The sequence below is a fragment of the Methylobacterium sp. 092160098-2 genome, assembly GCF_028920805.1.
GTDB classification, from domain to species: Bacteria; Pseudomonadota; Alphaproteobacteria; order Rhizobiales; family Beijerinckiaceae; genus Methylobacterium; species Methylobacterium fujisawaense.
The window spans coordinates 4903864-4925797 of the sequence record NZ_JAQPZJ010000001.1 but is presented as its reverse complement, the minus strand read 5'-3'; the positions used below and the strand labels follow the sequence as shown (position 1 = coordinate 4925797).

General features: G+C 69.5%; 23 protein-coding genes and 1 pseudogene. 9 read left to right on the top strand and 15 right to left on the bottom strand.

Going from position 1 to position 21934, the window contains the following annotated elements; translation table 11 throughout:
- Both PQI07_RS23310 and PQI07_RS23305 read right to left on the bottom strand, forming a co-directional pair.
- Positions 1 to 630: a hypothetical protein gene (locus PQI07_RS23310; protein WP_043756829.1), complete on the bottom strand. Its 630-nt coding sequence runs from the start codon at positions 628 to 630 to the stop codon at positions 1 to 3.
- Positions 630 to 824, bottom strand: a complete 195-nt coding sequence (locus tag PQI07_RS23305; RefSeq protein ID WP_274927515.1) for a hypothetical protein — start codon at positions 822 to 824, stop codon at positions 630 to 632. Before PQI07_RS23305 ends, PQI07_RS23310 begins: the two co-directional genes overlap by 1 nt.
- Positions 825 to 870: 46 nt before the next feature.
- On the opposite strand from PQI07_RS23305, the gene PQI07_RS37890 reads away from it, so the two are divergent.
- Positions 871 to 1302, top strand: a complete 432-nt coding sequence (locus PQI07_RS37890; RefSeq protein ID WP_274927514.1) for a hypothetical protein — start codon at positions 871 to 873, stop codon at positions 1300 to 1302.
- A gap of 68 nt (positions 1303 to 1370) precedes the next feature.
- On the opposite strand, the gene flgI is transcribed toward PQI07_RS37890, so the two are convergent.
- The 6 genes and pseudogenes from flgI to PQI07_RS23270 form a co-directional block, all read right to left on the bottom strand.
- Complete coding sequence (gene flgI, locus PQI07_RS23295) at positions 1371 to 2471, bottom strand: flagellar basal body P-ring protein FlgI (RefSeq protein ID WP_043756840.1); 1101 nt, start codon at positions 2469 to 2471, stop codon at positions 1371 to 1373.
- Positions 2471 to 2956 carry a flagellar basal body P-ring formation chaperone FlgA gene (gene flgA / locus PQI07_RS23290; RefSeq protein WP_043357254.1) on the bottom strand — a complete coding sequence of 162 codons (486 nt, stop codon included), beginning with the start codon at positions 2954 to 2956 and terminating at the stop codon, positions 2471 to 2473. Before flgA ends, flgI begins: the two co-directional genes overlap by 1 nt.
- A 4-nt stretch (positions 2957 to 2960) precedes the next feature.
- Positions 2961 to 3749, bottom strand: coding sequence for a flagellar basal-body rod protein FlgG (gene flgG / locus PQI07_RS23285; RefSeq protein ID WP_043357253.1), 789 nt, complete (start codon positions 3747 to 3749; stop codon positions 2961 to 2963).
- Between the two features lie 5 nt (positions 3750 to 3754).
- A pseudogene (fliI, locus tag PQI07_RS23280) lies at positions 3755 to 4699 on the bottom strand (flagellum-specific ATP synthase FliI); the annotation flags it as partial.
- A 48-nt stretch (positions 4700 to 4747) separates the two neighbouring features.
- Positions 4748 to 5488, bottom strand: a complete 741-nt coding sequence (gene flgF / locus PQI07_RS23275; RefSeq protein WP_043348571.1) for a flagellar basal-body rod protein FlgF — start codon at positions 5486 to 5488, stop codon at positions 4748 to 4750.
- A gap of 1 nt (position 5489) precedes the next feature.
- On the bottom strand, positions 5490 to 6269 hold the full coding sequence (locus PQI07_RS23270) for a DUF1217 domain-containing protein (RefSeq protein WP_179698632.1): 780 nt from the start codon (positions 6267 to 6269) through the stop codon (positions 5490 to 5492).
- Positions 6270 to 6521: 252 nt separating this feature from the next.
- Here PQI07_RS23270 and motA point away from each other — a divergent pair, with 252 nt between their 5' ends.
- From motA to flhB, 6 genes are all read left to right on the top strand, one after another.
- Complete coding sequence (motA, locus tag PQI07_RS23265; RefSeq protein ID WP_043756879.1) at positions 6522 to 7409, top strand: flagellar motor stator protein MotA; 888 nt, start codon at positions 6522 to 6524, stop codon at positions 7407 to 7409.
- 2 nt (positions 7410 to 7411) lie between these two features.
- Positions 7412 to 8341 carry a flagellar motor switch protein FliM gene (locus PQI07_RS23260; RefSeq protein ID WP_043756881.1) on the top strand — a complete coding sequence of 310 codons (930 nt, stop codon included), beginning with the start codon at positions 7412 to 7414 and terminating at the stop codon, positions 8339 to 8341.
- Positions 8322 to 8663, top strand: coding sequence for a hypothetical protein (locus PQI07_RS23255; RefSeq protein WP_244538780.1), 342 nt, complete (start codon positions 8322 to 8324; stop codon positions 8661 to 8663). The genes PQI07_RS23260 and PQI07_RS23255 overlap by 20 nt, the downstream gene beginning before the upstream one ends.
- A 91-nt stretch (positions 8664 to 8754) precedes the next feature.
- Positions 8755 to 9153, top strand: a complete 399-nt coding sequence (gene fliN, locus PQI07_RS23250) for a flagellar motor switch protein FliN (protein WP_274927513.1) — start codon at positions 8755 to 8757, stop codon at positions 9151 to 9153.
- 14 nt (positions 9154 to 9167) lie between these two features.
- Positions 9168 to 10196 (top strand): flagellar motor switch protein FliG, encoded by a 1029-nt coding sequence (locus PQI07_RS23245; protein WP_043348557.1) that lies wholly within the window; start codon positions 9168 to 9170, stop codon positions 10194 to 10196.
- 14 nt (positions 10197 to 10210) lie between these two features.
- Positions 10211 to 11272 carry a flagellar biosynthesis protein FlhB gene (flhB, locus tag PQI07_RS23240; RefSeq protein ID WP_075380082.1) on the top strand — a complete coding sequence of 354 codons (1062 nt, stop codon included), beginning with the start codon at positions 10211 to 10213 and terminating at the stop codon, positions 11270 to 11272.
- A gap of 288 nt (positions 11273 to 11560) precedes the next feature.
- Here the strand turns inward: flhB and PQI07_RS23235 are convergent, their stop codons facing one another.
- Positions 11561 to 13723, bottom strand: a complete 2163-nt coding sequence (locus PQI07_RS23235; RefSeq protein WP_274927512.1) for a malate synthase G — start codon at positions 13721 to 13723, stop codon at positions 11561 to 11563.
- 141 nt (positions 13724 to 13864) lie between these two features.
- On the opposite strand from PQI07_RS23235, the gene PQI07_RS23230 reads away from it, so the two are divergent.
- Positions 13865 to 14764, top strand: a complete 900-nt coding sequence (locus tag PQI07_RS23230; RefSeq protein WP_043348549.1) for a LysR family transcriptional regulator — start codon at positions 13865 to 13867, stop codon at positions 14762 to 14764.
- 195 nt (positions 14765 to 14959) lie between these two features.
- Here PQI07_RS23230 and PQI07_RS23225 read toward each other — a convergent pair whose 3' ends face one another.
- The 6 genes from PQI07_RS23225 to PQI07_RS23200 form a co-directional block, all read right to left on the bottom strand.
- The gene (locus PQI07_RS23225) at positions 14960 to 15769 is read right to left on the bottom strand and encodes a class II aldolase/adducin family protein (protein WP_274927511.1); all 810 of its coding nucleotides are present in this window, start codon (positions 15767 to 15769) and stop codon (positions 14960 to 14962) included.
- 515 nt (positions 15770 to 16284) lie between these two features.
- Positions 16285 to 17568: an amidase gene (locus PQI07_RS23220; protein ID WP_274927510.1), complete on the bottom strand. Its 1284-nt coding sequence runs from the start codon at positions 17566 to 17568 to the stop codon at positions 16285 to 16287.
- Positions 17569 to 17633: 65 nt separating this feature from the next.
- Entirely contained in the window at positions 17634 to 18413 is a 780-nt protein-coding gene (locus PQI07_RS23215) for an SDR family oxidoreductase (protein WP_179698637.1), read from the bottom strand.
- A 130-nt stretch (positions 18414 to 18543) separates the two neighbouring features.
- Complete coding sequence (locus PQI07_RS23210) at positions 18544 to 18681, bottom strand: hypothetical protein (RefSeq protein ID WP_164706393.1); 138 nt, start codon at positions 18679 to 18681, stop codon at positions 18544 to 18546.
- A gap of 574 nt (positions 18682 to 19255) precedes the next feature.
- The gene (locus PQI07_RS23205) at positions 19256 to 19750 is read right to left on the bottom strand and encodes a hypothetical protein (RefSeq protein ID WP_274927509.1); all 495 of its coding nucleotides are present in this window, start codon (positions 19748 to 19750) and stop codon (positions 19256 to 19258) included.
- Positions 19747 to 20256: a hypothetical protein gene (locus PQI07_RS23200; protein ID WP_043345988.1), complete on the bottom strand. Its 510-nt coding sequence runs from the start codon at positions 20254 to 20256 to the stop codon at positions 19747 to 19749. Before PQI07_RS23200 ends, PQI07_RS23205 begins: the two co-directional genes overlap by 4 nt.
- A 222-nt stretch (positions 20257 to 20478) precedes the next feature.
- On the opposite strand from PQI07_RS23200, the gene PQI07_RS23195 reads away from it, so the two are divergent.
- Positions 20479 to 20886, top strand: a complete 408-nt coding sequence (locus PQI07_RS23195) for a hypothetical protein (protein ID WP_274927508.1) — start codon at positions 20479 to 20481, stop codon at positions 20884 to 20886.
- Positions 20887 to 21934 lie beyond the last annotated feature (1048 nt).

Genomic DNA, 21934 nt, shown 5'->3' with positions numbered 1-21934 from the left:
TCAGCGGTCCTCGATGAGGGCGGCGATACGGTCACCCCATGCCTGGAGCCGGGTCTCAATGACCGTCCAGTTCGTCTGAATGCGCAGGTCAGGTCTGCTGTCCGGCGACAAGGCGAGTCGGCCAGGCGGCAGATTCAGGCGCCGGGCCAGCGCCTCCACGAGATCCGGCGGCCCGCTCAGGGTGAGCGTGCCCGTCTGACTGTCTGCCACTAGAGTCGACACGGTCGCCTGCAACTCGCGGATCGCCTCCTGCTGCAGGGCTTCCGCCAAGAAGGGCTGGAGGACCCGCGTCAGGCTCCCGGCCAGACGGGCTTCCAGCATCTGAACCTGCTCGGCGAAGCCGTTCGCCAGGACAGCGGCTTCCGTTTCGACCCAGCGCTGCCGTGTCTCCGCCAGGGTGGTAGCCGCCGCGGCGCGTTCCGCCGCCGCGGCGGCCTCAGCCGCCCGAGCGGCCAGCGCCTCGCCCTCTCGGCGGCCTTCCGCGCGCGCCTCAGCCGCGATGGCATCGGCGTCCTGCGGGGGGGCGGTCGCGTCGGCCGGATCCCGTTTGGCGATCAGGGCCGCAAGGGTGGGGGACGATCGCTGACCCGCATCCGAAAATACGGTCCAGATCGGAGGTGCATCCACCATTACGCGGCCTCGTCGCGCGTGAGCCATTGTTTCAGGATGTTGGCGACCTGCTCCTCGTCGAGTTCCACCAGCTGCTCGAGCTTGCGGATCGGCGAGCGCGCGACGTGCTCATTCAAATCCTCGATCAGGCTGGGATCCGAGGATGCCCCGACCTGCTCCGCTTGCGGCACGCCGAGCGCCGCCGCGAGGTCCATTGGGGCGACGGTGAGTTCGGTTCCGACCTCCGAGGGGCGGGCGAGGATGGCATTGACCGCTGGACGCAAGCCGACCCGGTTCCATCTCGTTCAGGATCGCGCTGGCGATGCGCGCGTCGAGCCGTGTCAGGATCGCGGCTGCCGCCTCGCTGTCCATGGCGGTCAACTGCTGCGCCGCTGCCTCGGGCCGCATCCGGGCGTAGATCGCCGTGACGCTCTCGTCCGCCTTGGCGAGGAAGGCTTGCCGGCGCTTCAGCCATTCCTCGTACTCGGCACGCTTGGCCTCGAGCTGGCTGATCCGGTTCTCGATATCCTTGGACAGCGCGGTGAGCGCCTCCTTCTGCCAAGCGAAGCGGGCATCGGCGGCGGCGTTCGCGATGCCGGCGCAGTACTGCGCGGGACGGGACTCCTCAGTCTTGCCCGGCTCGCCCGGCTTCTGCTGGGCGGCCGCCTGCGTTGCCGACAGCGCGACGGCTGAGGTCAGGAAAAGGCCGCGCCAGCTCCGTACGGAGGCCTGGCCGATGCGGCGCATGCGGATTGGACCGGTCATTGGATCACCAGCTCCGCCTGCAGGGCCCCCGCCGTCTTCACGGCCTGGAGGATGGCGATCACGTCCGTCGGCTTCATCCCGACATTGTTCAGGCCCCGGATCAGGGTCTGCAGGTCGGGCCCCGAGACGATCGCGAGGCGTGCCATCCGCTCGCCCGCCTCGATGTCGGTCCGCGGCACGACGGTCGTCTGCCCGTCGGAGAACGGAGCGGGCTGGGACACCTGCGGGGTCTCGGTGATGCGCACGGTGAGGTCGCCGTGCGTCACCGCCACGGTGGAGACCTGGACGTTCCGGCCGATCACGACGGTGCCGGTCCGCTGGTCGATCACCACCTTCGCGGGAATATCCGGCTGGACCTGCAATTCGCCGATCTCGGCCATGAATCGGGTCCGACCCACATGGCCGGGCCGGGACAGGACGACGGTTCGGTAGTCGCGCGGGCTCGCAGCACGCTTCCCGTATTTCTGGAGCGTGTAGGCGTTGATGGCGTCGGAGATCAGGACGGCCGTGCGGAAATCCGGGTTCTTCAGTTCGAGCGCCATGCCCGGCAACTCGTTGAACGTGCCGGCGACGGCGCGCTCCACCAGCGCGCCGTTGGGGATCCGGGCGGCCGTCGCCACCCCGGAGACCAGGGACTCCGCCTGCCCGGTGGCGCTGAACCCGGAGACGACGAGGGCGCCCTGGGCGACCGCATAGACCTGCCCGTCTCCGCCCGAGAGCGGTGTCATCAGCAGGGTGCCGCCGCGCAGGGAGGTGGCGTCGCCCATGGAGTTCACGGAGACGTCGACGCGCGAGCCCGGCTCCACGTAGGCCGGAAGGTTGGCGGTGACCATGACCGCCGCGACGTTGCGGGTTCGCAGCCGCTGGTCGCGCACGTTGATGCCCAGGCGATCGAGCATCGATTGCAGGGATTGTTCCGTGAACTGCGCGTTGCGCAGGGTATCGCCGGTGCTCTGCAGGCCGGTGACGAGCCCGTAGCCGACGATCTGATTGTCGCGCACGCCCTGGAGCGACGCGATGTCCTTGATCCGCGTCGCCGCGGCAGACGCCGGCCAGAGAGCGAGGGCGGTCAGGAGAAGGGGCAGCAGCCGGCGCATCACGGCTGCCCCGTCCGGACGTGGCCATCGGGCTGGACGATGCCCTGGACGACCCGTCCCGTCGCCAAGTTCCGCACGCTGACCGCCTCGTTCACGGCGGCGTTCGCCAGGGCCTGGCCGACGGTGGTGATCACCACCCCGTGCTCCTCGAAGACGATCACGGTCGGGGTGCCCCGGGTCACGAGCTTTGCCTCTTCGAGGGCGGTCGACGGGATCGTCTCGCCGGGCAGGAGGGTCCGCCGGGCGATCCGTCCGACCGCATGCGCCACCGAGTCGACGACCGGCAGACGCGGCCGGTAGCTTTCCGGATAGGCCTGCTCGCGCAGCATCGTCGGCTTGATCACGTCGCCCGCGTAGATCGTGGCGACCGGCACCGGCAGGACCTGTTCCGCGGCGACGGCCGGCACGGACGCGAGGCCGAGCGTGCAGGCCGCGCCCAGCGCCATCCGTGCCACGATCCCGACGGGGCGAGCTGCATGGGCCATGGTTTTAGCGGATGCCCTTCGAGATCGTGCCGGCCATCTCGTCCGCGGCCTGGATCACCTTCGAGTTCATCTCGAAGGCCCGCTGCGCCGAGATCAGACTGGTGATCTCCCGGACCGGGTCGACGTTGGAGGTCTCCAGATAGCCCTGGTGGATCTTGCCGAAGCCGGGATCGCCGGCGAATCCGGTGACCGGAAGTCCCGAGGCGGCGGTCTCGCGGTACAGGCCGTTGCCCAGGGGCTCGAGCCCGGCATCGTTGGTGAAGTTGGCGATCTGGAGCTGGCCGATCGTCTGCGGCAATTGCTGTCCGTCGACCTTGACCATCACTTGGCCGGTCTCGTTGATCACCACGTCGACGGCGTTCTGCGGGATGATGATCGCCGGATCGACGCTGTAGCCTTCCGCGGTGACCAGGCGCCCGTCGGCGTTCTTGTTGAAGGAGCCGGCGCGGGTGTAGTTGATCTCGCCGTTGGGCATCGTCACCTGGAACCAGCCCCGGCCGTTGAGCGCGAGATCGAGGGGATTGGTCGTGTTGTTGAGCGGGCCCTGCCGGTGCAGGTTCCGGATCGCGGTGTTGCGCACGCCGAGGCCGAGCATGGCGCCTTCGGGGATCGCCGACTCGCCGGCCTGGATCGGGACGCCCGCCGGCCGTTCGGCCTGATAGATGAGGTCCTTGAATTCCGCGCGGGCCGCCTTGAACGCTGTCGTGTTCAGGTTCGCGATGTTGTTGGCGATGACTTCCACGTTCAATTGCTGGGCATTCATGCCCGTGGCCGCGATGGCGAGCGCTCTCATGACCGGATCAGGACCGAGAAGATGCCGGTGATCGTGCCGCCGCCCTCGGTCCCCGGCCCGGCCCGTTCCAGCAGACGCGGCAGATCCCCGAACACGCTCGGCGGATAGCCCCGTGCCACTGGCGGTTCGCCGGCCGCGAGGGCCACCTCCCGGGCGGCATGGGCAAAGCGCGTGACCGAATCGAGGATGAGCAGGACCGATTGGCCCTGATCGCGAAAATACTCGGCGACGGCGAACGCGAGCTTCGGCGCCTGCCGGCGCATCATCGGGCTCTCGTCGCCCGTGGCGACCACGACCACCGACCGGGACCGACTGTCCTGGACAGGGCCCTCGAGGAACTCCCGAACCTCGCGCCCGCGCTCGCCGACCAGGGCGACGACCACGGCGTCGAATCCGGAGCAGCGGGCCAGCATGGACAGCAGCGTGGTCTTCCCGACCCCGGAGCCCGCGAAGATGCCGATGCGCTGCGCCGCGCAGAGCGGCGTGAACAGATCCATGGCCCGCACGCCGGTCGGAAGCGGCCGGTTCACCCGGGACCGCAGCATCGCGGGCGGAGGATCGGCATCCAGCGGCATCGCCTGGGCGCCCTTGGCCAACGGCCCCTTTCCGTCGATGGGCTGCCCCAGGGCGTTGATGACGCGATCCTTCCAGTCCTCGCAGGGTCGGGGATCCGAGGTCGGCACGCGATAGGCGGGCGATCCGAGGCCGGCGCCGATCCGGCTCTCGAACGGCTTGAGGATCGCCCCGTCTTCGTCGATCCGCACGACCTCGCCGTCGAGATTCCGCCCGCCGGTCTCGATCTGCATCCGATCGCCGAGCCTCAGCAGGGGGGTGTTGATGCGGATGCGGCAATGGCCGAACCCGATCTCCCGGACGACTCCCCCGACTCTGACGAGGGGATGATCGTCCCGGTCCTCCAGCGCGCGGGCGAGCCGGTCGAGGGCGTTCATGCTCATCTCAGCACGCGGCAGCCTTGTGGAGTCCACGATGGCGGTCGCTTACGCGCTGGGGCCGAGGCCGCGGATCGCGTCCTGCAGCGAGGATTCGGTTTCGGCCACCGCGGCGGCCGCATTCTGGAAGGTGCGCGTGATCTCGATGAGCCGGGACATCTCCATCACCGGATTGACGTTGGCCCCCTCTTGGAATCCCTGCTGAACCCGGACCGTGGTCGCGTCGCGCTGATTGAAGTCCAGGATCGGCTGGCCCGGCCTGTCCGACGCGACGGCACCGCCGGCGACACGGGTGAGTTTCGCGGCCGGGTCCAGACGGAACACGCCGAGTGCGCCGATCTGATTGGTGCCCTGGGATATGATCCCGTCCTGTCCGATCGTGATCGGGGGTCCTTCCGGATCGACGGTCAGGGGCGAACCGCCGGGGTCCAGGATCGGGCGCCCGCTCAGATCCTGCAGGTCGCCGGCCGCCGTGACCTGCATCCGGCCGTCGCGGGTATAGACCGGACCTCCTGGACCCCGCACGGCCAGCCAGCCGTCCCCCTGCACGCCGACGTCGAGGGGCGAATCCGTCTTGATGAGCGGTCCGGCCTTGCGCGACAGGAAGGTCTCGCCCGGCGTCGTGAACGCGACCTCGCGCCCGCCCGCCTCGGACAGGATCGTCTCGAACTTGACCTCCTCCGCACGGTAGCCGGCGGTCCCGAGATTGGCGACGTTGGTCGCCACGGTGTTCAGGCGCTGTTCGAGCGCCATCTGGGCGGACAGCGTGACGTAAAGCGACGCCTGCATGTCAGTGCCCCCCCAGCCGGATGGATTGCAGCTTGAGCAGGAGCCCGGTGTCGAAGCCCGAATCGGACCCGCCGAAGAGCGACAGCGTCGGCGTCGACGCCGTATCGTTCTTCTGATCCCACATGATCGTGAAGCGCTTAATGAATTTGTCGAGTTTTTCCGGATCTTTGAAGCTCGCGATGTCGAGCTTCCGGTTTATCAGGGCGGCCTGAGCATCAAGGTTGCTCATCGCCATCTCGGGAGGAAGTCCAAGGGCTGTTCGAACGACTTCCGCCAAAGCCTTGTCGGCCAGGATGCCGAACGCGGACTTGATCGTTCCCGCCTGGCGCTTGAAGTACAGGGCCAGGCGTGTGCCCTCGTCTTGCTGGCCGGCATCGCTCTCGAGCTTCTGGCGGACATAAGAAGCGATCGGTGCCTGCCTGGCCTCGGGACGCTGCGTTGTGTTGGCGCCGTGGGTTTGGAAGTCGAAGGCGTTCGCAAATTCTCGAAATCGCGCATCTTGAATGCGATCGACCAAGCGCATTCCGTTCGCGTCAGGCGGCCCTGCCAGGATCTTTCTCATGAATCCCTTGGCGTAAGCCATGTCATCTAAGCCGAAGGCTTGCATGGCGAAATTGAAGATGCGCGCATTGCCGATGAAATCATCGACTGATTTTATTTCGGAAATATGATCAGAGTAATATTTTATCTCTCGAGAATTTGCCTTTTCCGACGCTTTTTCGCTCAGAGTTTTTGTAATATCTCTAGATATAAGCTTGTAATTAAGATAAGTTGATGTCATGTCCGGGTTCCTGATCTTGTTGGATCGGGTTCAGAACGAATTAACAAGAATTCGGATTGCCGATATATCGACCGCTGCAGATGTACAGGCCGCGGATGCTGGGCGTCAGCCCTAGGGCCGGGAGCTTGTCTGGGCCTTGCACGGTCGATCTCGAAACGTGTTGCGTTTGAGCGCTGCGAGATCGCTCCAGCCCGACGCAAGCATGACCGTCTACAGCCCGGTGTAGCGATCCATACGACGTCGAGGCGCTACGTGGGTGTTATCATCGGCTTGCTGACCGCGATGGTCTGTGTCGCGGGCGGCTTCTGGGCCATGGGCGGCCACCTCATGGTGGTCTGGCAGCCTTTCGAATTCATCATTGTCGGGGGCGCCGCGATCGGTGCGTTCATCGTCGCCAACCCGGCGCGGGTGGTGATGGACACCGCCGGTGCGGTCCGGGATGCTCTGTTCGCTCGGGAGCCGAGACAGGAGGATTACCTTTCCTTGCTCGGCCTTTTGTTCGCTTTGACACGGGAACTTCGGTCAAAGCCGCGCAACGAGGTCGAAACTCACTTGGACAGACCGGATGAGTCCGAGATCTTCAAGGCCTATCCGCGCGTGGCCCGCGACCAGGAACTGACGCTGTTCATCTGCGACTATGTCCGTCTCATTCTGGTCGGCAATGCGCGGCCCTACGAGATCGAGGCGCTGATGGAGGAGGAGATCGCGACGCACCGCGGCGACAAGCTGAAGGTCTACTTCGCGCTGATGAGCATGGCCGACGGCTTGCCGGCCCTGGGGATCGTGGCGGCGATCCTCGGTATCGTGAAGGCGATGGGGGCGCTCGACCAATCCCCCGCCCTGCTGGGAAGCCTGATCGGGGCCGCCCTGGTGGGCACCTTCACCGGCATTCTCGTCTCCTACAGCGTCGTGGCGCCGCTCGCCAACAAGGTGAAGGCGACCCGCGAGGCGCAGGCCCGGGTCTTCATCATCGTCAAGCAGACCCTGCTGGCCTTCATGAACGGCGCGCTGCCCCAGATCGCCGTCGAGCATGGCCGCAAGGCCATCACGGCGGCCTACCGGCCGACGATCGACGAGGTGGAGAACGCGACGATCACGGGCGCGCCGCGCAGCGAGAGCGCCCTGCGTGAGGCGGCTTGATCATGGACAAACAACCGGTCGCCAACGACATCCGGGATCGGCTCCTGGACGCCGCAGGGCTCTCCCTCGATCGCCTCCCGATGCTGCACGTGATCCTCGACCGGGCCGCGACGTTCTGCGCGGAGCAGCTCCGCCACCTTGCGGCCTCCCCGGTCTACTTCTCGCTGAGCAATGTCGAGAGCCAGCGGTTCGGAGACATCCTGGAGCCCTACGAGGCGAACGCGGTCGCCGGCATCTTCCAGGCGCCCGAATGGGACAGTCACATCCTGGTCGGTTTCGACCGCGACTTCATCTTCACGATGGTGGAGGCGCTCCTCGGTGCCGACGGCTCCGAACCGCCGCTCGACGAGGAACGATCCTTCTCGAATATCGAGATGCGGATCGCGCAGCGCCTCTTCGAGCAGATCGGCAAGGCGATGCAGTCCGCATTCGCGCTGGTGGCGGACACGCCGTTCAAGCTCGAGCGGACGGAGCTGCGAATGGATTTCGCCGTCATCGGCCGCCGGAACAACCAAGCGGTGGCGGCGAAGTTCGTCCTGCAGGCGCTCAATCGCGGCGGAGAGATGTTCATCGTCATCCCGCAATCCGTCCTGAATCCGATGCGGCAGAGCCTGGCGCGGATCCTGGTGGGTGAGACCTCCGCCCGGGACTCCCGGTGGACGAAGCAGATCGCCGGCGAGGTGCAGAAGACGCCGGTGACCCTCAAGGCGATCCTGGAGGAGAAGCAGCTGACGCTCGGCGAGATCGCCGAGCTCAGCGTGGGCCAGGTGCTAGAACTGCGGGCGACCCCGCGCAGCCGTGTCAAGCTGGTCGGCAACGACCGCGATCTGTTCTGGTGCGATGTCGGGCAGGAGGAGGGCGGCGTCGTCCTGCGCGTGGACCGCTTCATCGATCAGGATCAGGAATTTATCGATGATGTTCTCTCTCGCTGAGGCCCTGCTGTTCGCGGCCCTGGTCGCGACGACCGCCTGCCTCGTACCGATGTACATGCGGCTGAAGCGGCTCGATCGGTATCATGCCCAGTACCGCGACATGGTCGATTGGAGCGCGTCCGCCCTCGTCGGCGCGAGCAACGCCGTCCAGTCCTTCGCCCAGGACGGGCGTGTCGTCCTCGAAGATCTGAGCCGCGAGATCGAGTGCGCCAAGGTGGCCCTGGCCGAGCTGAAGGCGGAGCGGATCAGGCTGGCGAACGCGGCACAGCCCGGCAGTGCGAGCCCTGAACCTGCCGTCGGCGGCAACCTGACCAGCGCCTGATGCCGGCTCAGCCGACGTGGCCACCCTCCCCCGCGACCGCCGGTCCCGGTGCGGCTCGGCCGCGAATCGTCCCATCCTTGAGGAGCGTTTGATGTCATCCCCCGCAGACCACGTGAATGTCGAGTCCGGGACCGGGACCGGGAGTGGGCATAGCGACAGCCTGTTCGCCAAGATCGAGGCGCATGCCGACGGCCAGCGGGCGCAGGACGAGCGCTTGGGCCATGGCCGGAATCTCGATTCCATCCTCCGGATTCCGGTCTTGATGCAGGTGGTCCTCGGATCGGCCACGATGCCGGTCGCCAACCTGATGAAGCTGGGCCGAGGAGCGATCGTTCCCCTGGACCATCGCGTGGGCGAACCGGTCGACGTCGTCGTGAACGGCCGCGTCATCGCCCGGGGCGAAGTCGTCGTGGTCGAGGACGACAATTCCCGCTTCGGCGTGTCCCTCACCGAAATCGTCGGTCCCGCAGCGGCCGATTCCAACGGCTGAGAGGAAGCAGCGCCATGGCCGCAGGTTCCATGACCAAAGTCGGTCGAAGAGTGCTGACCCCTGCCGAGGAGGTCGCGGCCGTCCTCATCGCGATGAAGAAGACGACGGCCAGCCGGCTCGTCAAGTATTTCGACCAGGCCGAACTGAAGCAGATCACGCGCGCCGTCTCGCAGCTCGGACCCGTCCCCAAGCCGCAACTCGAGACGATCGTCGAGCAGCTGGCTGCCTTCTTCGCCGACGGGGCGAACCTGATCGGGACGGCCCGCGAGATGGAGAAGCTGCTGGAGGGGGTCCTGCCTCCGGAGCAGATCGCCGAGATCATGGCCGATGTGCTCGGCGGGGGGGAGCGGTCGATCTGGGACCGGATCTCGAACGGCTCGGAGACGGCTCTTGCCGCCTACCTGATCAAGGAACATCCGCAGACCGCGGCCCTGATCCTGTCGAAGGTCAAGCCGGCCTGTGCCGCCAAGGTGATGGCCCAGCTCCCGGCGCCGATGCGCAACGCGGTCATGCGGCGCATGCTGACGTTCAAGCCGATCGTCGAGACCACGATGAAGATGATCGAACAGACCATCCACGAGGACTTCATGATCAATCTGGCGCGCAACGCCGCGGCGGATACCCATTCGCGCATGGCCGACATCATCAACAAGATGGAGCGCCAGAGCATGGAGGAGGTCCTGGACAACCTCACGCAGTCGCGCCCGAAATCGGCGGAGATCCTGAAGAGCCTGCTCTTCACCTTCGACGACATCATCAACCTGACACCGCGGGCCCGCACGACCCTGTTCGACCAGATCCCCCACGAGAAGGTCATCCTGGCGCTCAAGGGCACGAGCGGACAGCTGCGCAACGTCGTGCTCAGTGCCCTGACGGCCCGCGCGCGGCGCCTGGTGGAGCACGAACTCGAGGGCGGCGAGCCCGCCTCGCAGCGGGATGTGCACGAGGCCCGCCGCGCGATCACCGATCAGGCGCTCGAGATGGCTGCCCGAGGCGAGATCGAACTCAGCTCGGCGGATTCGGATGAGACTTACATCCGCTGAGCGGGACTGCCGCGATGTCGGATGACAAGGAGAGCAAAACCGAGGCGGCCAGCGAGAAGAAGATCAGCGACGCGGTCGCGCAGGGCAATACCCCCTTCTCGCGCGAGGCCCCGGTCTTCGCCTCGATCATGGGCCTGCTGGTCTTCCTCGTGTTCGTGGTGCGGGATCAGGGGGCTGCATTCGTGCGGCGGCTCACCCTGCTCCTCGAGCAGCCGCGCAACTTCAGCGTGGAGACCAGCCCGGACGCCACGCGCCTCGTTCACGCCCTGGCCCTGGAAATGGGCCGGTTCCTGTTGCCGGTTCTGGTGATCCTGCTCGTCGCCGGGATCGCCGCCTCGATCTTTCAGAACGCGCCCCGCATCGTGTTTGATCGCATCCAGCCCCAATGGTCTCGCATCTCGCCCGCGAGCGGCTGGAAGCGGATCTTCAGTACACAGGGGTTCGTCGAGTTCGGGAAGAGTCTCTTCAAGTTTCTGGCGATCGGCGGCATGTCCTTCATGGTTCTGCGCGCAGACCGGTACGAGATCGTGGACGCCATGTTTGTGGATCCGATCGGCCTGCCCGAGTTCCTGCTGACCCTGTCGGTCCGCCTCATCTCGGCCGTCAGCGTGGCGACCATCGCGCTGGTGGCGGGCGATCTGGTCTGGTCCCGCCTGCGCTGGCAGCGTGACCTGCGGATGTCGCGACAGGAGCTGAAGGACGAGTTCAAGCAGCTCGAGGGCGACCCGCTTGTGAAGGCCAGGCTGCGCTCGCTGGCGCAGGACCGGCTGCGCAAGCAGATGATGGCGGCGGTGCCCCGCGCCACGATGATCCTGGCGAACCCGACGCACTACGCCATCGCGCTGCGCTACGATCAGAGCGAGAGCGACGCCCCGGTGGTGCTGGCCAAGGGGGCGGACCTGATCGCCCTGCGCATCCGCGAGATCGCCGAGAGGAACCGGATCGAGGTGGTCGTCGACAAGGCCCTGACCCGGGCGATGTACGACCACGTGGAGATCAATCAGGCAATCCCGGCGGAATTCTACCGGGCGGTGGCGAATCTCCTCGTCTACGTGATGACGCGCAAGCGCCGCTGAGCGGCCGCGGGTGACCGGCCCGCGGATCGGGGAACCCGGCCTGGCCGGCCGGCGCCCCCCGGCGGGCGCCGGCCCTCAGAAATGCGGGAGGGCGCGCCGCGGGGCGACGATCGCTTGTCGAACCCGGCCCCTGATCCTGGCGCCCGCGTTCCCCGGTCTCGAAGGCGGATGCGGGGAAACGCGGTGATCCCCGAAGGCCTCCTGCGAGTCCTCCTGCGAGACCTCCGCTGCGCTCCGGCGCCTCGGGATCGGGTCGCGCTCGGGCGGATCGCAGGCCGCGAGACGGCCTCAGGCCGCCCGACCGTCGGCCTGCCGGCGCTTCGCCTCCCGGCGGAACCGGTGCAGCACGAACTCGGTGTAGCCGTTGGGCTGGCGCGCGCCCTCGAACACCAGGGCCTCCGCGGCCCGGAAGGCCGGGCCGTCGAAGCCCGGAGCCATCGGCCGGTAGGCCGGATCGCCCGCGTTCTGGCGGTCGACCACCGCCGCCATCCGCCGCAACGCCGCGTCGACCTGCGCCCGGTCCACGATCCCGTGGCGCAGCCAGTTGGCGATGTGCTGGCTGGAGATCCGCAGGGTGGCGCGGTCCTCCATCAGGCCGACCTCGTGGATGTCCGGCACCTTCGAGCAGCCGACGCCCTGGTCGATCCAGCGGACCACGTAGCCCAGGATCCCCTGGCAGTTGTTGTCGAGCTCCTCCCGGATCGCCTCCGGCGCAAAGGCGCCCTCGGCGAGGGGCAGGGTCAGCATGGCGTCCCGGGTGGCGGGCGCCCGGCCGGCCAGATCCGCCTGGCGGGCGCGGACATCCGTCCGGTGGTAGTGCAGCGCGTGGAGCGTCGCCGCCGTCGGGGACGGCACCCAGGCGGTGTTGGCGCCGGCTTCCGGGTGGGCGCCCTTCGCCTCCAGCATCGCCGCCATCTGGTCGGGGGCGGCCCACATGCCCTTGCCGATCTGCGCGTGGCCCGGCAGGCCGCAGGCGAGGCCGGCATCGACGTTCCCGTCCTCGTAGGCCTTGATCCAGGCGGTCGCCTTCATGGAATCCTTGCGGACCACCGGACCGGCCTCCAGGGAGGTGTGGATCTCGTCCCCGGTCCGGTCGAGGAAGCCGGTGTTGATGAAGAACAGCCGGTCCGCCGCGGCAGCGATCGCCGCCTTCAGATTGAGCGTCGTGCGCCGCTCCTCGTCCATCACGCCGATCTTGAGCGTCCGCGGCGCGAGCCCGACGAGGGCCTCGACCCGCCCGAACAGCTCCACCGCGAAGGCGACCTCGTCGGGGCCGTGCAGCTTCGGCTTGACCATGTAGACCGAGCCCGTCCGGCTGTTGCGCAAGGAGCCGGTCCCGTTCAGGTCGTGCAGGGCGATCAGCGCGGTCACCGCCGCGTCGAGGAGCGTCTCGGGGATCTCGGCGCCGTCGAGGGTCACGGCGTCGGTGTACATGTGATGGCCGACATGCCGGACCAGCATCAGCGACCGCCCCGGCAGGGTCAGGCTTCCCCCGTCGGGCGCCGTGTAGGTGCGGTCCGCGGCAAGCCGCCGCTCGACGGTGCGGCCGCCCTTGGACAGAGTGGCCAGGAGGTCGCCGCGCATCAGGCCGAGCCAGCTGCGATAGACCGCGACCTTGTCGGCCGCGTCCACGGCGGCGACCGAATCCTCCATGTCCATGATGGTCGAGAGGGCGGATTCCAGCACCACGTCGGCGATGCCGGCGGGGTCGGTGCGGCCGATCGGGCTCGTCCGGTCGATGACGATCTCGACGTGCAGGCCGTTGTGGCGCAGCAGGAGCGCGGTCGGCGCCTCGGGGGCGCCGGTATAGCCCGCGAAGTCCGCCGTGCCGGTCAGGCCGGCGCTCCGTCCGGCGCCGAGAGCGACGGCGAGGCGGCCGCCCGTCACCGAGAAGCCCACCGCATCCGCCCAGGAGCCGACGCTGAGCGGGGCGGTCGCGTCGAGGAGGGCCTTGGTCTTGGCCACCACGGCGGCGCCCCGGGCCGGGTTGAACCCGGTGCCGGGGGCGAGGTCGCCGTCCTGCGGGATCGCGTCGGTGCCGTAGAGGGCGTCGTAGAGGCTGCCCCAGCGGGCATTGGCGGCGTTGAGCGCGTAGCGGGCGTTCGAGATCGGCACGACGAGCTGGGGCCCGGCGATCTGCGCGATCTCCGCGTCCACGTTCTCGGTGGTCACCCGCACAGCGTCGGGCTCCGGCTGCAGGTAGCCGATCTGCGTGAGGTAGGCCGCGTAGGCGGCCGGTTCGTGCGGCAGGCCGCGATGGTCGCGGTGCCAGGAATCGATGTCGGCCTGGAGGCCGTCGCGCCGGTCGAGCAGCGCCCGATTGTGCGGTGCGAGGTCGCGGACGATCGCCGCGAAGCCCGACCAGAACCGGTCGGCCGAGAGGCCGGTTCCAGGCAGCGCCTCCTCGGACAGGAAGGTGCGGAGATCCTCGGCGACGACGAGATTCGACATGCGATCCTCTGGGAAATGGGGCGCCGTGCGTCAGAAAAAGTCGAACGGCCCGTGAAATTTTTTTGATCTCACAGCGATAGACCGCTTGGCACCCGCCGAAAAGGCGGCAAAAGGGATTTGATTTTTTCCGCAGCGTTGAAAATGAACGACCAGAGCGACCTGGAGATCTTCGCCCGGGTGGTGCGGACCGGCAGCCTGACCCGGGCCGGGTCGGAACTCGGCCTGTCGGTGGCGGTGGTCTCGAAGCGGCTGAAGCGGCTGGAGGAGCGGCTCGCCGTGCGCCTGCTGCACCGCACCACGCGGCGGCTGGCGCCGACCGATATCGGCGCGGCGTTCTTCGAGCGGATCGCCCCGATCGTCGACGCCATCGCGGAGGCCGAAAGCCTCGTCTCGCAGAACGCCACACGGGCGCGGGGAACGCTCCGGGTGACGGCGCCGAGTTCCTTCGGGCGCCTGCACATCGTCCCGCATCTGGGGGCCTTCTTCGCCCTCCACCCCGACCTCGTGCTGAACCTGGAGCTGAGCGACGATTTCGAGTCCATCGTCGAGCGCGGCTACGACCTCGCCATCCGGGTGGGCGCGCTGGAGAGTTCCGGACTGACGGCGGTGCGCCTCGCGCCGGTGCGGCGGGTTCTGTGCGCGCGGCCGAGCTACCTCGATGCGGCGGGGCGACCGCAGACCCTGGACGATCTGCGCGGCCATGTGTGCCTCGCCACCGAGAACCAGAACCCCTGGCGCCTCATCGGACCGGAGGGACCCTGCACGGTCACCGCGTCGGGCCCCCTGCGCACCCATTCCAACGAGGTGGTGCGCGAGGCGGTGATCGGCGGCCTCGGGATCGCGCTCCGCTCCACCTGGGACGTGCACGCGGAGCTGCGCGGCGGGCTCCTGGAGGTGGTGCTGCCCGCCTACACGGCCGCGGCCTCGGCGGGCATCTTCGCGGTCTATCCGAGCCGCGCCTTCGTGCCCGCCAAGACCCGGGCCTTCATCGCGTTCCTGAAGCAGACCTACCGGTCGAGCGGGGCCTGGACGGAGGGGTGAGGGGCGGGCCGAGGGGCGACGCGTCCCCCTCCCCCGCAGAGGCGACCGACGTCACACAGCCGGCGCCGCGCGCTTCGCCTCACGAGGGAGAGGGGACAGGCACTCGTTGCTCACGACTTTGATGGCCGGCGGAAGACGGGTGAAACCGCCCGCCCGGAAGCGGAGGCGCGGATCCCACCCGATCGACGTCGCGCCTCACCCCGCCGCGAAGACATCGGGATCGGTCCGCGCCAGCATCCGCTTGAACGCCGCCCATTCGTTGTCGGGCGCTCCCTGGACGACGACGCGGTCGTAGCCGGCGGCGTATTGCCCGGCGGTCTTGGTTGCGATGGCGGCGGAGGGCCGGATCACCGGCGCGCCGGCCGCCTGGATCGCCAACTGCGCCCGGCACGAGCGCTCCATGTTGTGCATCAGCCGGAACGCCTCGCCGACCGTGCGCCCGCAGGTCAGCAGGCCGTGGTTGCGCAGCACCATCACGGGCTTGTCGCCGAGATCGGCCACCAGCCGCTGCCGCTCGTCGAGATCGAGGGCGATGCCCTCGTAGGCGTGGTAGGCGACGCGCCCCGTGAACTGCATCGACCACTGGTTCAGGGGCAGCAGCCCCTCCTCCTGACAGGAGACCGCGACCCCCGCCACCGTGTGGGTGTGCAGCACGCAGATCGCGTCGGCGCGGGCGGCGTGGATGGCGCTGTGGATCGTGAACCCGGCCGGATTGATGCCGAGCCCCATCGGGTCCGCGAGCACGTGGCCGTCGATATCGACGGTGACGAGGTTCTCCGGCGTCACCTCCTCGAAGCGCATCCCGTAGGGATTGATCAGGAACCGGTGCCCGTCCCCCGGCAGCCGCGCCGAGATGTGGGTGTAGATGCTGTCGTCGAGGCCCAGCCGATGGATCAGCCGGTAGGCGGCCGCCAGATCGACGCGCATCGCCCGGACCGCCTCCTGAATCCCTCCGCCGGACCCGGCGTCCCGGTCCGCGACGATCGACGGCATGGCTGCGCTCATGCGACGGCTCCCTGCCGGTCGGCCTGATCGGGATCACCCCCGGCGCGGGCGGTCCCGGTCTCCCGGCGCGGTCGAGCCCCGGAGGACGCGGTTCGGGCCGGGATCGCCGCCAGGGTGCACGATGGGACGCCATCCGGCAATGCGCGGGACCGGGCCGGCCGGCACCGCGGCTCGAGGCGTTCGGGGCCCGCTCCTCCCCACGCCCGCCGCGATGCACCGTGACGCGCCTCGGGGCGTCGGTCCGGTTCAGCCGCCGGGAAGCCGGCTTTAGCAACGTTGCGTTCGGGCTTCGCGGCGTCCCGCGTCACCCCGGCGGCGTGAGGTTTGGGCCATGCCCCCGGCGGCGCAGCGCGCGGGGCCGCGATAGTGTGTCCGGATGCGGGGGCGCTCCCGATGGACGGTGGCCGTCTTTGCGAGCGCAGCGAAGCAATCCAGGGTCGCGCCACGTCCACCGAGGTCACGCTGCCCTGGGTCGCTTCGCTGCGCTCGCGATGACGGGAGCGGCGCGGAGCGCCCTACCCCGCCAGCGCCGCCTCGATGCCGGCGCCGAGGGCCAGGAGGCGGCGGTCCTGCCCGTGGCGGGCGAGCAGCATCAGCCCCGCCGGCCGGGCGAGATCCGGCATCGGCAGCGACAGCCCGGTGAGATCGAAGAAATTGCCGAAGGCCGTGTTGCGCAGCATCAGGCGATTGGCGTTCAGGAACGCCGCGTCGTCCGCCTCCAGCGGGGCGGTGAGCGGCGCCGTGGTGGCGGTCGCCGGGAGGGCCAGCACGTCGAGGGGGGCGAGAACCCGGTCGAAGGCGGTGATCAGTTCGGCCCGCCGGCGCATCGTCCGGACGTAGCGCGCCGCCGTCGCGGTCCGGCCGGCCAGGATGCGGCGGTGGACCCGCGGGTCGTAGCGGGACGCCGCGCTGTCCAGCCAGTCGGCATGGATCGCCGCGGCCTCGATCGCCGCGATAGAGCCGTCCGGCATGGCCGCGTCCATCGCGGCGAGGAGATCGTCGATCGGGTGGTCGACGATTCGGGCGCCAGCCCGGGACAGGCAGGCCAGCGCGCGCTCGAAGGCCTCGGCCACGAGCGGCTCCGTCTCGGTGAACAGCAGGCCCCGCGGCACGCCGACGCGCAGGCCCGCGACGGGGAACGCCTCCAACGGCACGGGCTCCGCGCCCGCCATCACGGCGTCGGCGGCCGCGCATTCCGCCACCGTCCGGGCGAGCGGACCCAGCGAATCGAGGGCGTAGGAGAGCGGGAAGGCCCCGTCCAGCGGCACGCGGCAGGCGGTCGGCTTGAAGCCCACGACGCCGTTCAGCGCGGCGGGGATCCGGACGGAGCCCCCCGTATCCGACCCGATCGCGATGTCGCTGGTCCCCTGCCCCACCGAGACCCCGGCGCCCGAGGACGAGCCCCCCGGGATGTGCGCCGGATCGGCGGCGTTGCCGGGGGTGCCGTAATGCGGGTTGAGGCCGAGCCCCGAGAAGGCGAACTCGGACATGTTGGTCTTGCCCAGGATCACCGCGCCGGCCCGGCGCAGGCGGGCGACCACCGGGGCATCGGCCCGCGCCGGCGCCGCGTCGGCCAGCAGGATCGAGCCGGCGCGCGTCGTCTCGCCCGCCACGTCGAACAGGTCCTTGATCGAGACCATCGCGCCGTCGAGGGGGCCGAGGGAGATCCCGTCCCGGCGGCGGGCGTCGGCGGCGTCCGCCGCCGCGCGGGCCTCGGCGGCGTAGAGCCGGGTGAAGACCGCCCTGTCCCCCTCCCCGATGCGGGCCAGCCGCGCCTCGACGGTCTCGCGTACGCTCATGATCCTCACCGCGCGATGTTGCGGGCCGTCGATGCAAGCGGAGGGCCCGGTCGGGCCCCCGCCCGTCAGAACGTGCCGGGATAGGCGCCGCCGTCCATCAGCAGGTTCTGGCCGGTGATGAACCCCGCGTGCCGGCTGCACAGGAACGCGCAGGCGGCGCCGAACTCGTCGGGGTGCCCGAACCGGCCGGCGGGGTTGGCGCGCGCCCGCGCCTCCAGGAACGCCTCCACGGTGGTGCCCGCCTTGGCGGCGCCGGCTGCGGCGTTGCTGCGGATCCGGTCCGTGTCGAAGGGGCCGGGCAGCAGGTTGTTGATAGTCACCCCGTGCCGCACCGTCTGCCGGGCGAGGCCGGCCACGAAGCCCGTCAGCCCCGATCGGGCGCCGTTCGACAGGCCGAGATGCTCGATCGGCGCCTTCACGGCGCCGGATGTGATGTTGACGATCCGGCCGAACTTGCGGGCGATCATCCCGTCGACGGTCGCCTGGATCAGGGCGATCGGCGCCAGCATGTTGGCGTCGAGCGCCCGGATCCAGGCGTCGCGGTCCCAGTCGCGGAAGTCGCCGGGGGGCGGCCCGCCGGCATTGTTGATCAGGATGTCGGGCTCTGGGCAGGCGGCGAGCGCCGCGGCCCGGCCGGCCTCGGTGGCGATGTCGCCCGCGACGGCGGTGACGGTGACCCCCGTCTCGCTGCGGATCTCCCCGGCGGTCCGCTCCAGGAGCTCCGCGTTGCGGGCCGTGATCGTCACCGCGACGCCCTCGCGGGCCAGCGCCAGGGCGCAGCCCCTGCCCAGTCCCTTGCTCGCCGCGCAGACGAGCGCCCGGCGCCCGCTCAAGCCGAGATCCATGGGGAGCCTCCGTGACCGGCCCTCGCCGCGAGGACATCCGCCGCGTCATAGCCCGCCGGACGCCCCCCGCGGAAGCGATCCGGGACGGGGCCGCGGGCCTCTCAGGCGGTGTTCGGCCGGCGCCCGCCGCTCACCACGTGCGCAGGTCGCGGGCGCCGGGCCCGTCGGGACGCTCCTCCCGCTCCGGGGCGACGAACCCGGCCCACAACAGGGCCACCGCCCCGGTGAGAAGCGGAAGGGACGTGCTGAGGACGAGGCTGAGGGTCACGGCGATCCTGCCAGGCGGACGAGGTCGAGACGACGAGGTCAGGCTCTTTTGGTCCGAAAGTTGTTTTCGTGAGCTTAAGGTTGCCGGTCATATTGAAGAGGCCGCGGCAAAATCTGCATGCGCTGCACCGCTCCAGTCACCGACTGCGCGGCCGGGCCTCCCCGTCCGGACGGAATCTACGGCCGTGGCGCTCCGCATCGGGATGTCGCACGGCTGTTCGAGGACGGATCCGCGGAGCGACGGACCGGAGGCCGGCTCACGACTGCATCAACCCGCGCGATCCCCAGGCCGACGCGATCCCCAGGCCGGGCCGGCCACGTTCGTGCGCTCCGTCGCGAGGCGGCCTCTCCCCGAGATCACGCCCGGCGTGGATCGCGCCGGAGACGGCCTGTCGCCGCGCCTGTCCGACGCCTGCGTCCGGGATCTGCAACCGGACATCGCCGTGTCTCACGGCCGGATGGTGCCTAGGGCTGGGCGCAGCCTGCGGTCGGTGTCACGGCCCTGCCGGCAACCGCGTCGTCCGGCCCGCGCCTGTCGCGCCCGCCGGGACGCCGGGGGGCCGCTGCGCGCCGGCTCACGGCTGATCCGCGGCCTCGGACAGGGCGCCGAATTCGTTGACCATGCACTCGTGCATCCGGCGCAGCCACCCCCGCGCTTCCGTCCGCTCGGCCTCGGCCCGTTCGGCCCGTTCGGCCGCCGCACGGGCCTGCGCCTCGGCCTGCTCGGCCCGCTCGAGCGCCGCCCGCAGCAGCGATTCAGCGTGGCGGGCCCGGTCCTCCGCGGCGCGGCGTGCCGTTTCGGCCGCGCGCACCGAATGCTGCGCCTCCCGGACGGACTCGCGGGCGCTCGCCTGCAGGCCGCGGACCCGCGCTGCGACGCCGCGCACGGCGGTCAGGGAGGCCGACCAGTCATCCGCCTCCGCTTCGGCCGCGGGCCCGGCCGAAGCGGCGCCGGAGAACAGGGCGACGACCCGGTCGATCGGCGCGGCGTCGCCGTCGCGAGGCCCGCCCGGGTAGGTCAGGGGATGGGACTCCATCGTCTCGGCCCGCGCCCGGGCGGCGCCGCTCATGCCGCCTCCTGATCGGTGAGGTCCGAGAATTCGGACAGGATCGCCTGCTGGACGCGTTCCAGCCATTCCTCGGCCTGCCGCGCCCGGTCCTCGGCGGCGCGGACGCGGGCCTCGGCGGCCCTGGCGCGTTCCTCCGCGGCGAGGACCTGGGCCTCGGCGCGCACCTGTGCCTCGCGGGCCTGCATCTCCGCCGTCCGGGCGCGCTCGTTGGAGGCGTGGATCTCCTCACGCACCTGATCCAGCACCTGTTCGATGCGCGCCTCCCGCTCACGGGCCTGCGCCTCGATCTCGCGGGCCTGGCGGGCTGCGGCCTGGACCCGGAGGATTAGGGCGTCCCAATCCTGCGGCGAGGCCGGCGGCTTCTGAAGCTCGGCCCGTGCGTGCAGCGACGAGACGACGCGCAGGACGTTGCCGAGGTTGGTTTCGGGCCCGGCGCCGGAGTCGCGCTGGGTCTTGTCTGCGGGTCGAAACCGAGGGTCGTTCAGAAGCCTCTGCAGCTCGCTCACGGATCCTCTGCTCCCTCTCGATCCAATTCCGATCCGCCTAGACTGTTTAGAATAGTTAACAAACAATTAAATGCGCTGCTGGCCGATTGTAGAATGTTAACACGATGGGCTCCGCCGCCACGCGGGATCCGGCCCTGGCGATCGAGGCCCCCGCCGCAGGCTCGACCGCGCGGGACGCGCCGGGCCCGGATCCGCGCGGCCGGGTGCCGTCGAACGGACCCGGTGGGCCTGTGCCCCGAGACCGCTGCCGCGCTGCCGGATGTGACGTTTGATACCGAAATCGCGCGGGGAATGAACGCGAATACAGATCGTCGCAGGACGCGATGGCTGGTTCGTCAGGAGGTCACGATGGCCGAGGAGCGCTTGGACGAGCCCTGGAGGCCTGCCTTCAAGACCGGGCAGATCTTCTTCGGGCGCCCGCTGGAATGCTGCGATTGTCTCATCTGGGAGCTCAGGGCATCCGGTGCGATGATCGAGCTTCATCCGGAGGCGATGCCGCCGCACACCCTGCGCCTGATCTCGATCGCCCTGCTCCTGAACCAGCCGTGCGAAGTCGTCGGGCGCGATGGCCGGAGGATCGAGTTGAGGTTCTCCTCGGGTTTGGACCGCCTGCTCCTGGGGGGGCGATGACGCGGGCGCCTGTCCGGCCTGCGGGCGACCCCGCTCCGCCACGGCCCGTGCTCATCCGACGCCGCAGCCTCCGCCGCAGCCTCCGCCGCGGCCATCCGGGCCCATCGTCAGCGCGATGCACCCGCGCAGGTGCGCCATGACCGCTCCGCAAGTCATCGCCACGGTCGTCTTCCTGACCTCGGTCGGATCGGCGATGGCGCTCGCCCTCATGGCAGGCGCCTCGTCCGCTCTGGACGCGGTGACGCAGACGTTTGATCGCGTGCGGCCGGACGAAACACGCGACCGGACGCGCCGCCGCCCGGACACCCCTACGGCATCGATCCCTGCCGACGGCGCGGCCGACCCCGTGGGCGCTGCGACAGGAAGCCCGGACGCTTCGCCTGCGCTCTGAGAGACCCTGTTTCGCATCGCCGGACAGGGCCGAAGGGAGACGGGAGCGCATCGCCGTGACCGTGGTCGGGATCCATCGCTCGCCCTGGAGAGCCGCCGGGTTGTTTGCTGCCGCCCCCGCGGCTTCTTCGGCCTGTGCGCGGTGCTCGTCCGCCCCACGCTGTTCCGGCGCGGTCCGATGGTGTCCGTGGGGCCGCGCGGGATCGCTGCGCTACGCGACGCAGCTCAGCGAAACGCCGGTGGCCTGCGCGTGGCGGGCCCGCGGCCCTCGTGATCGCATGCTGCCGCGCGCGCTGCGGTACGCTAACCGACCTTGTCGTCCGGTTCGGTGGGCTCCACGCTCGGACCGAGCGCTCCACCGCGAGGCAAATCCACCGGACCGTGCCCGTCCCGGTTCAATATGCCCCCGTGATCTGGATTGCGCCCGTGGTTCGGGTGCGTCGCCTGCCGCTGGGCCTGTGCCAACTCCCTGTGGGTCGGCAGCGGCCGCCAAGGAGCGGGCGCGGCCCCCAGGCGAAGGGCCGTCGGGGTGCGCGTGAAATACACCGCCAGCACCACCCATGGGACGACGAAGACAACAAATGCGGTGAGACCCATGACGACGCTCCGCGAATCTTTGCCAGCAATAGTGAGAACGCTGTCGGTCCATTGCTGATCC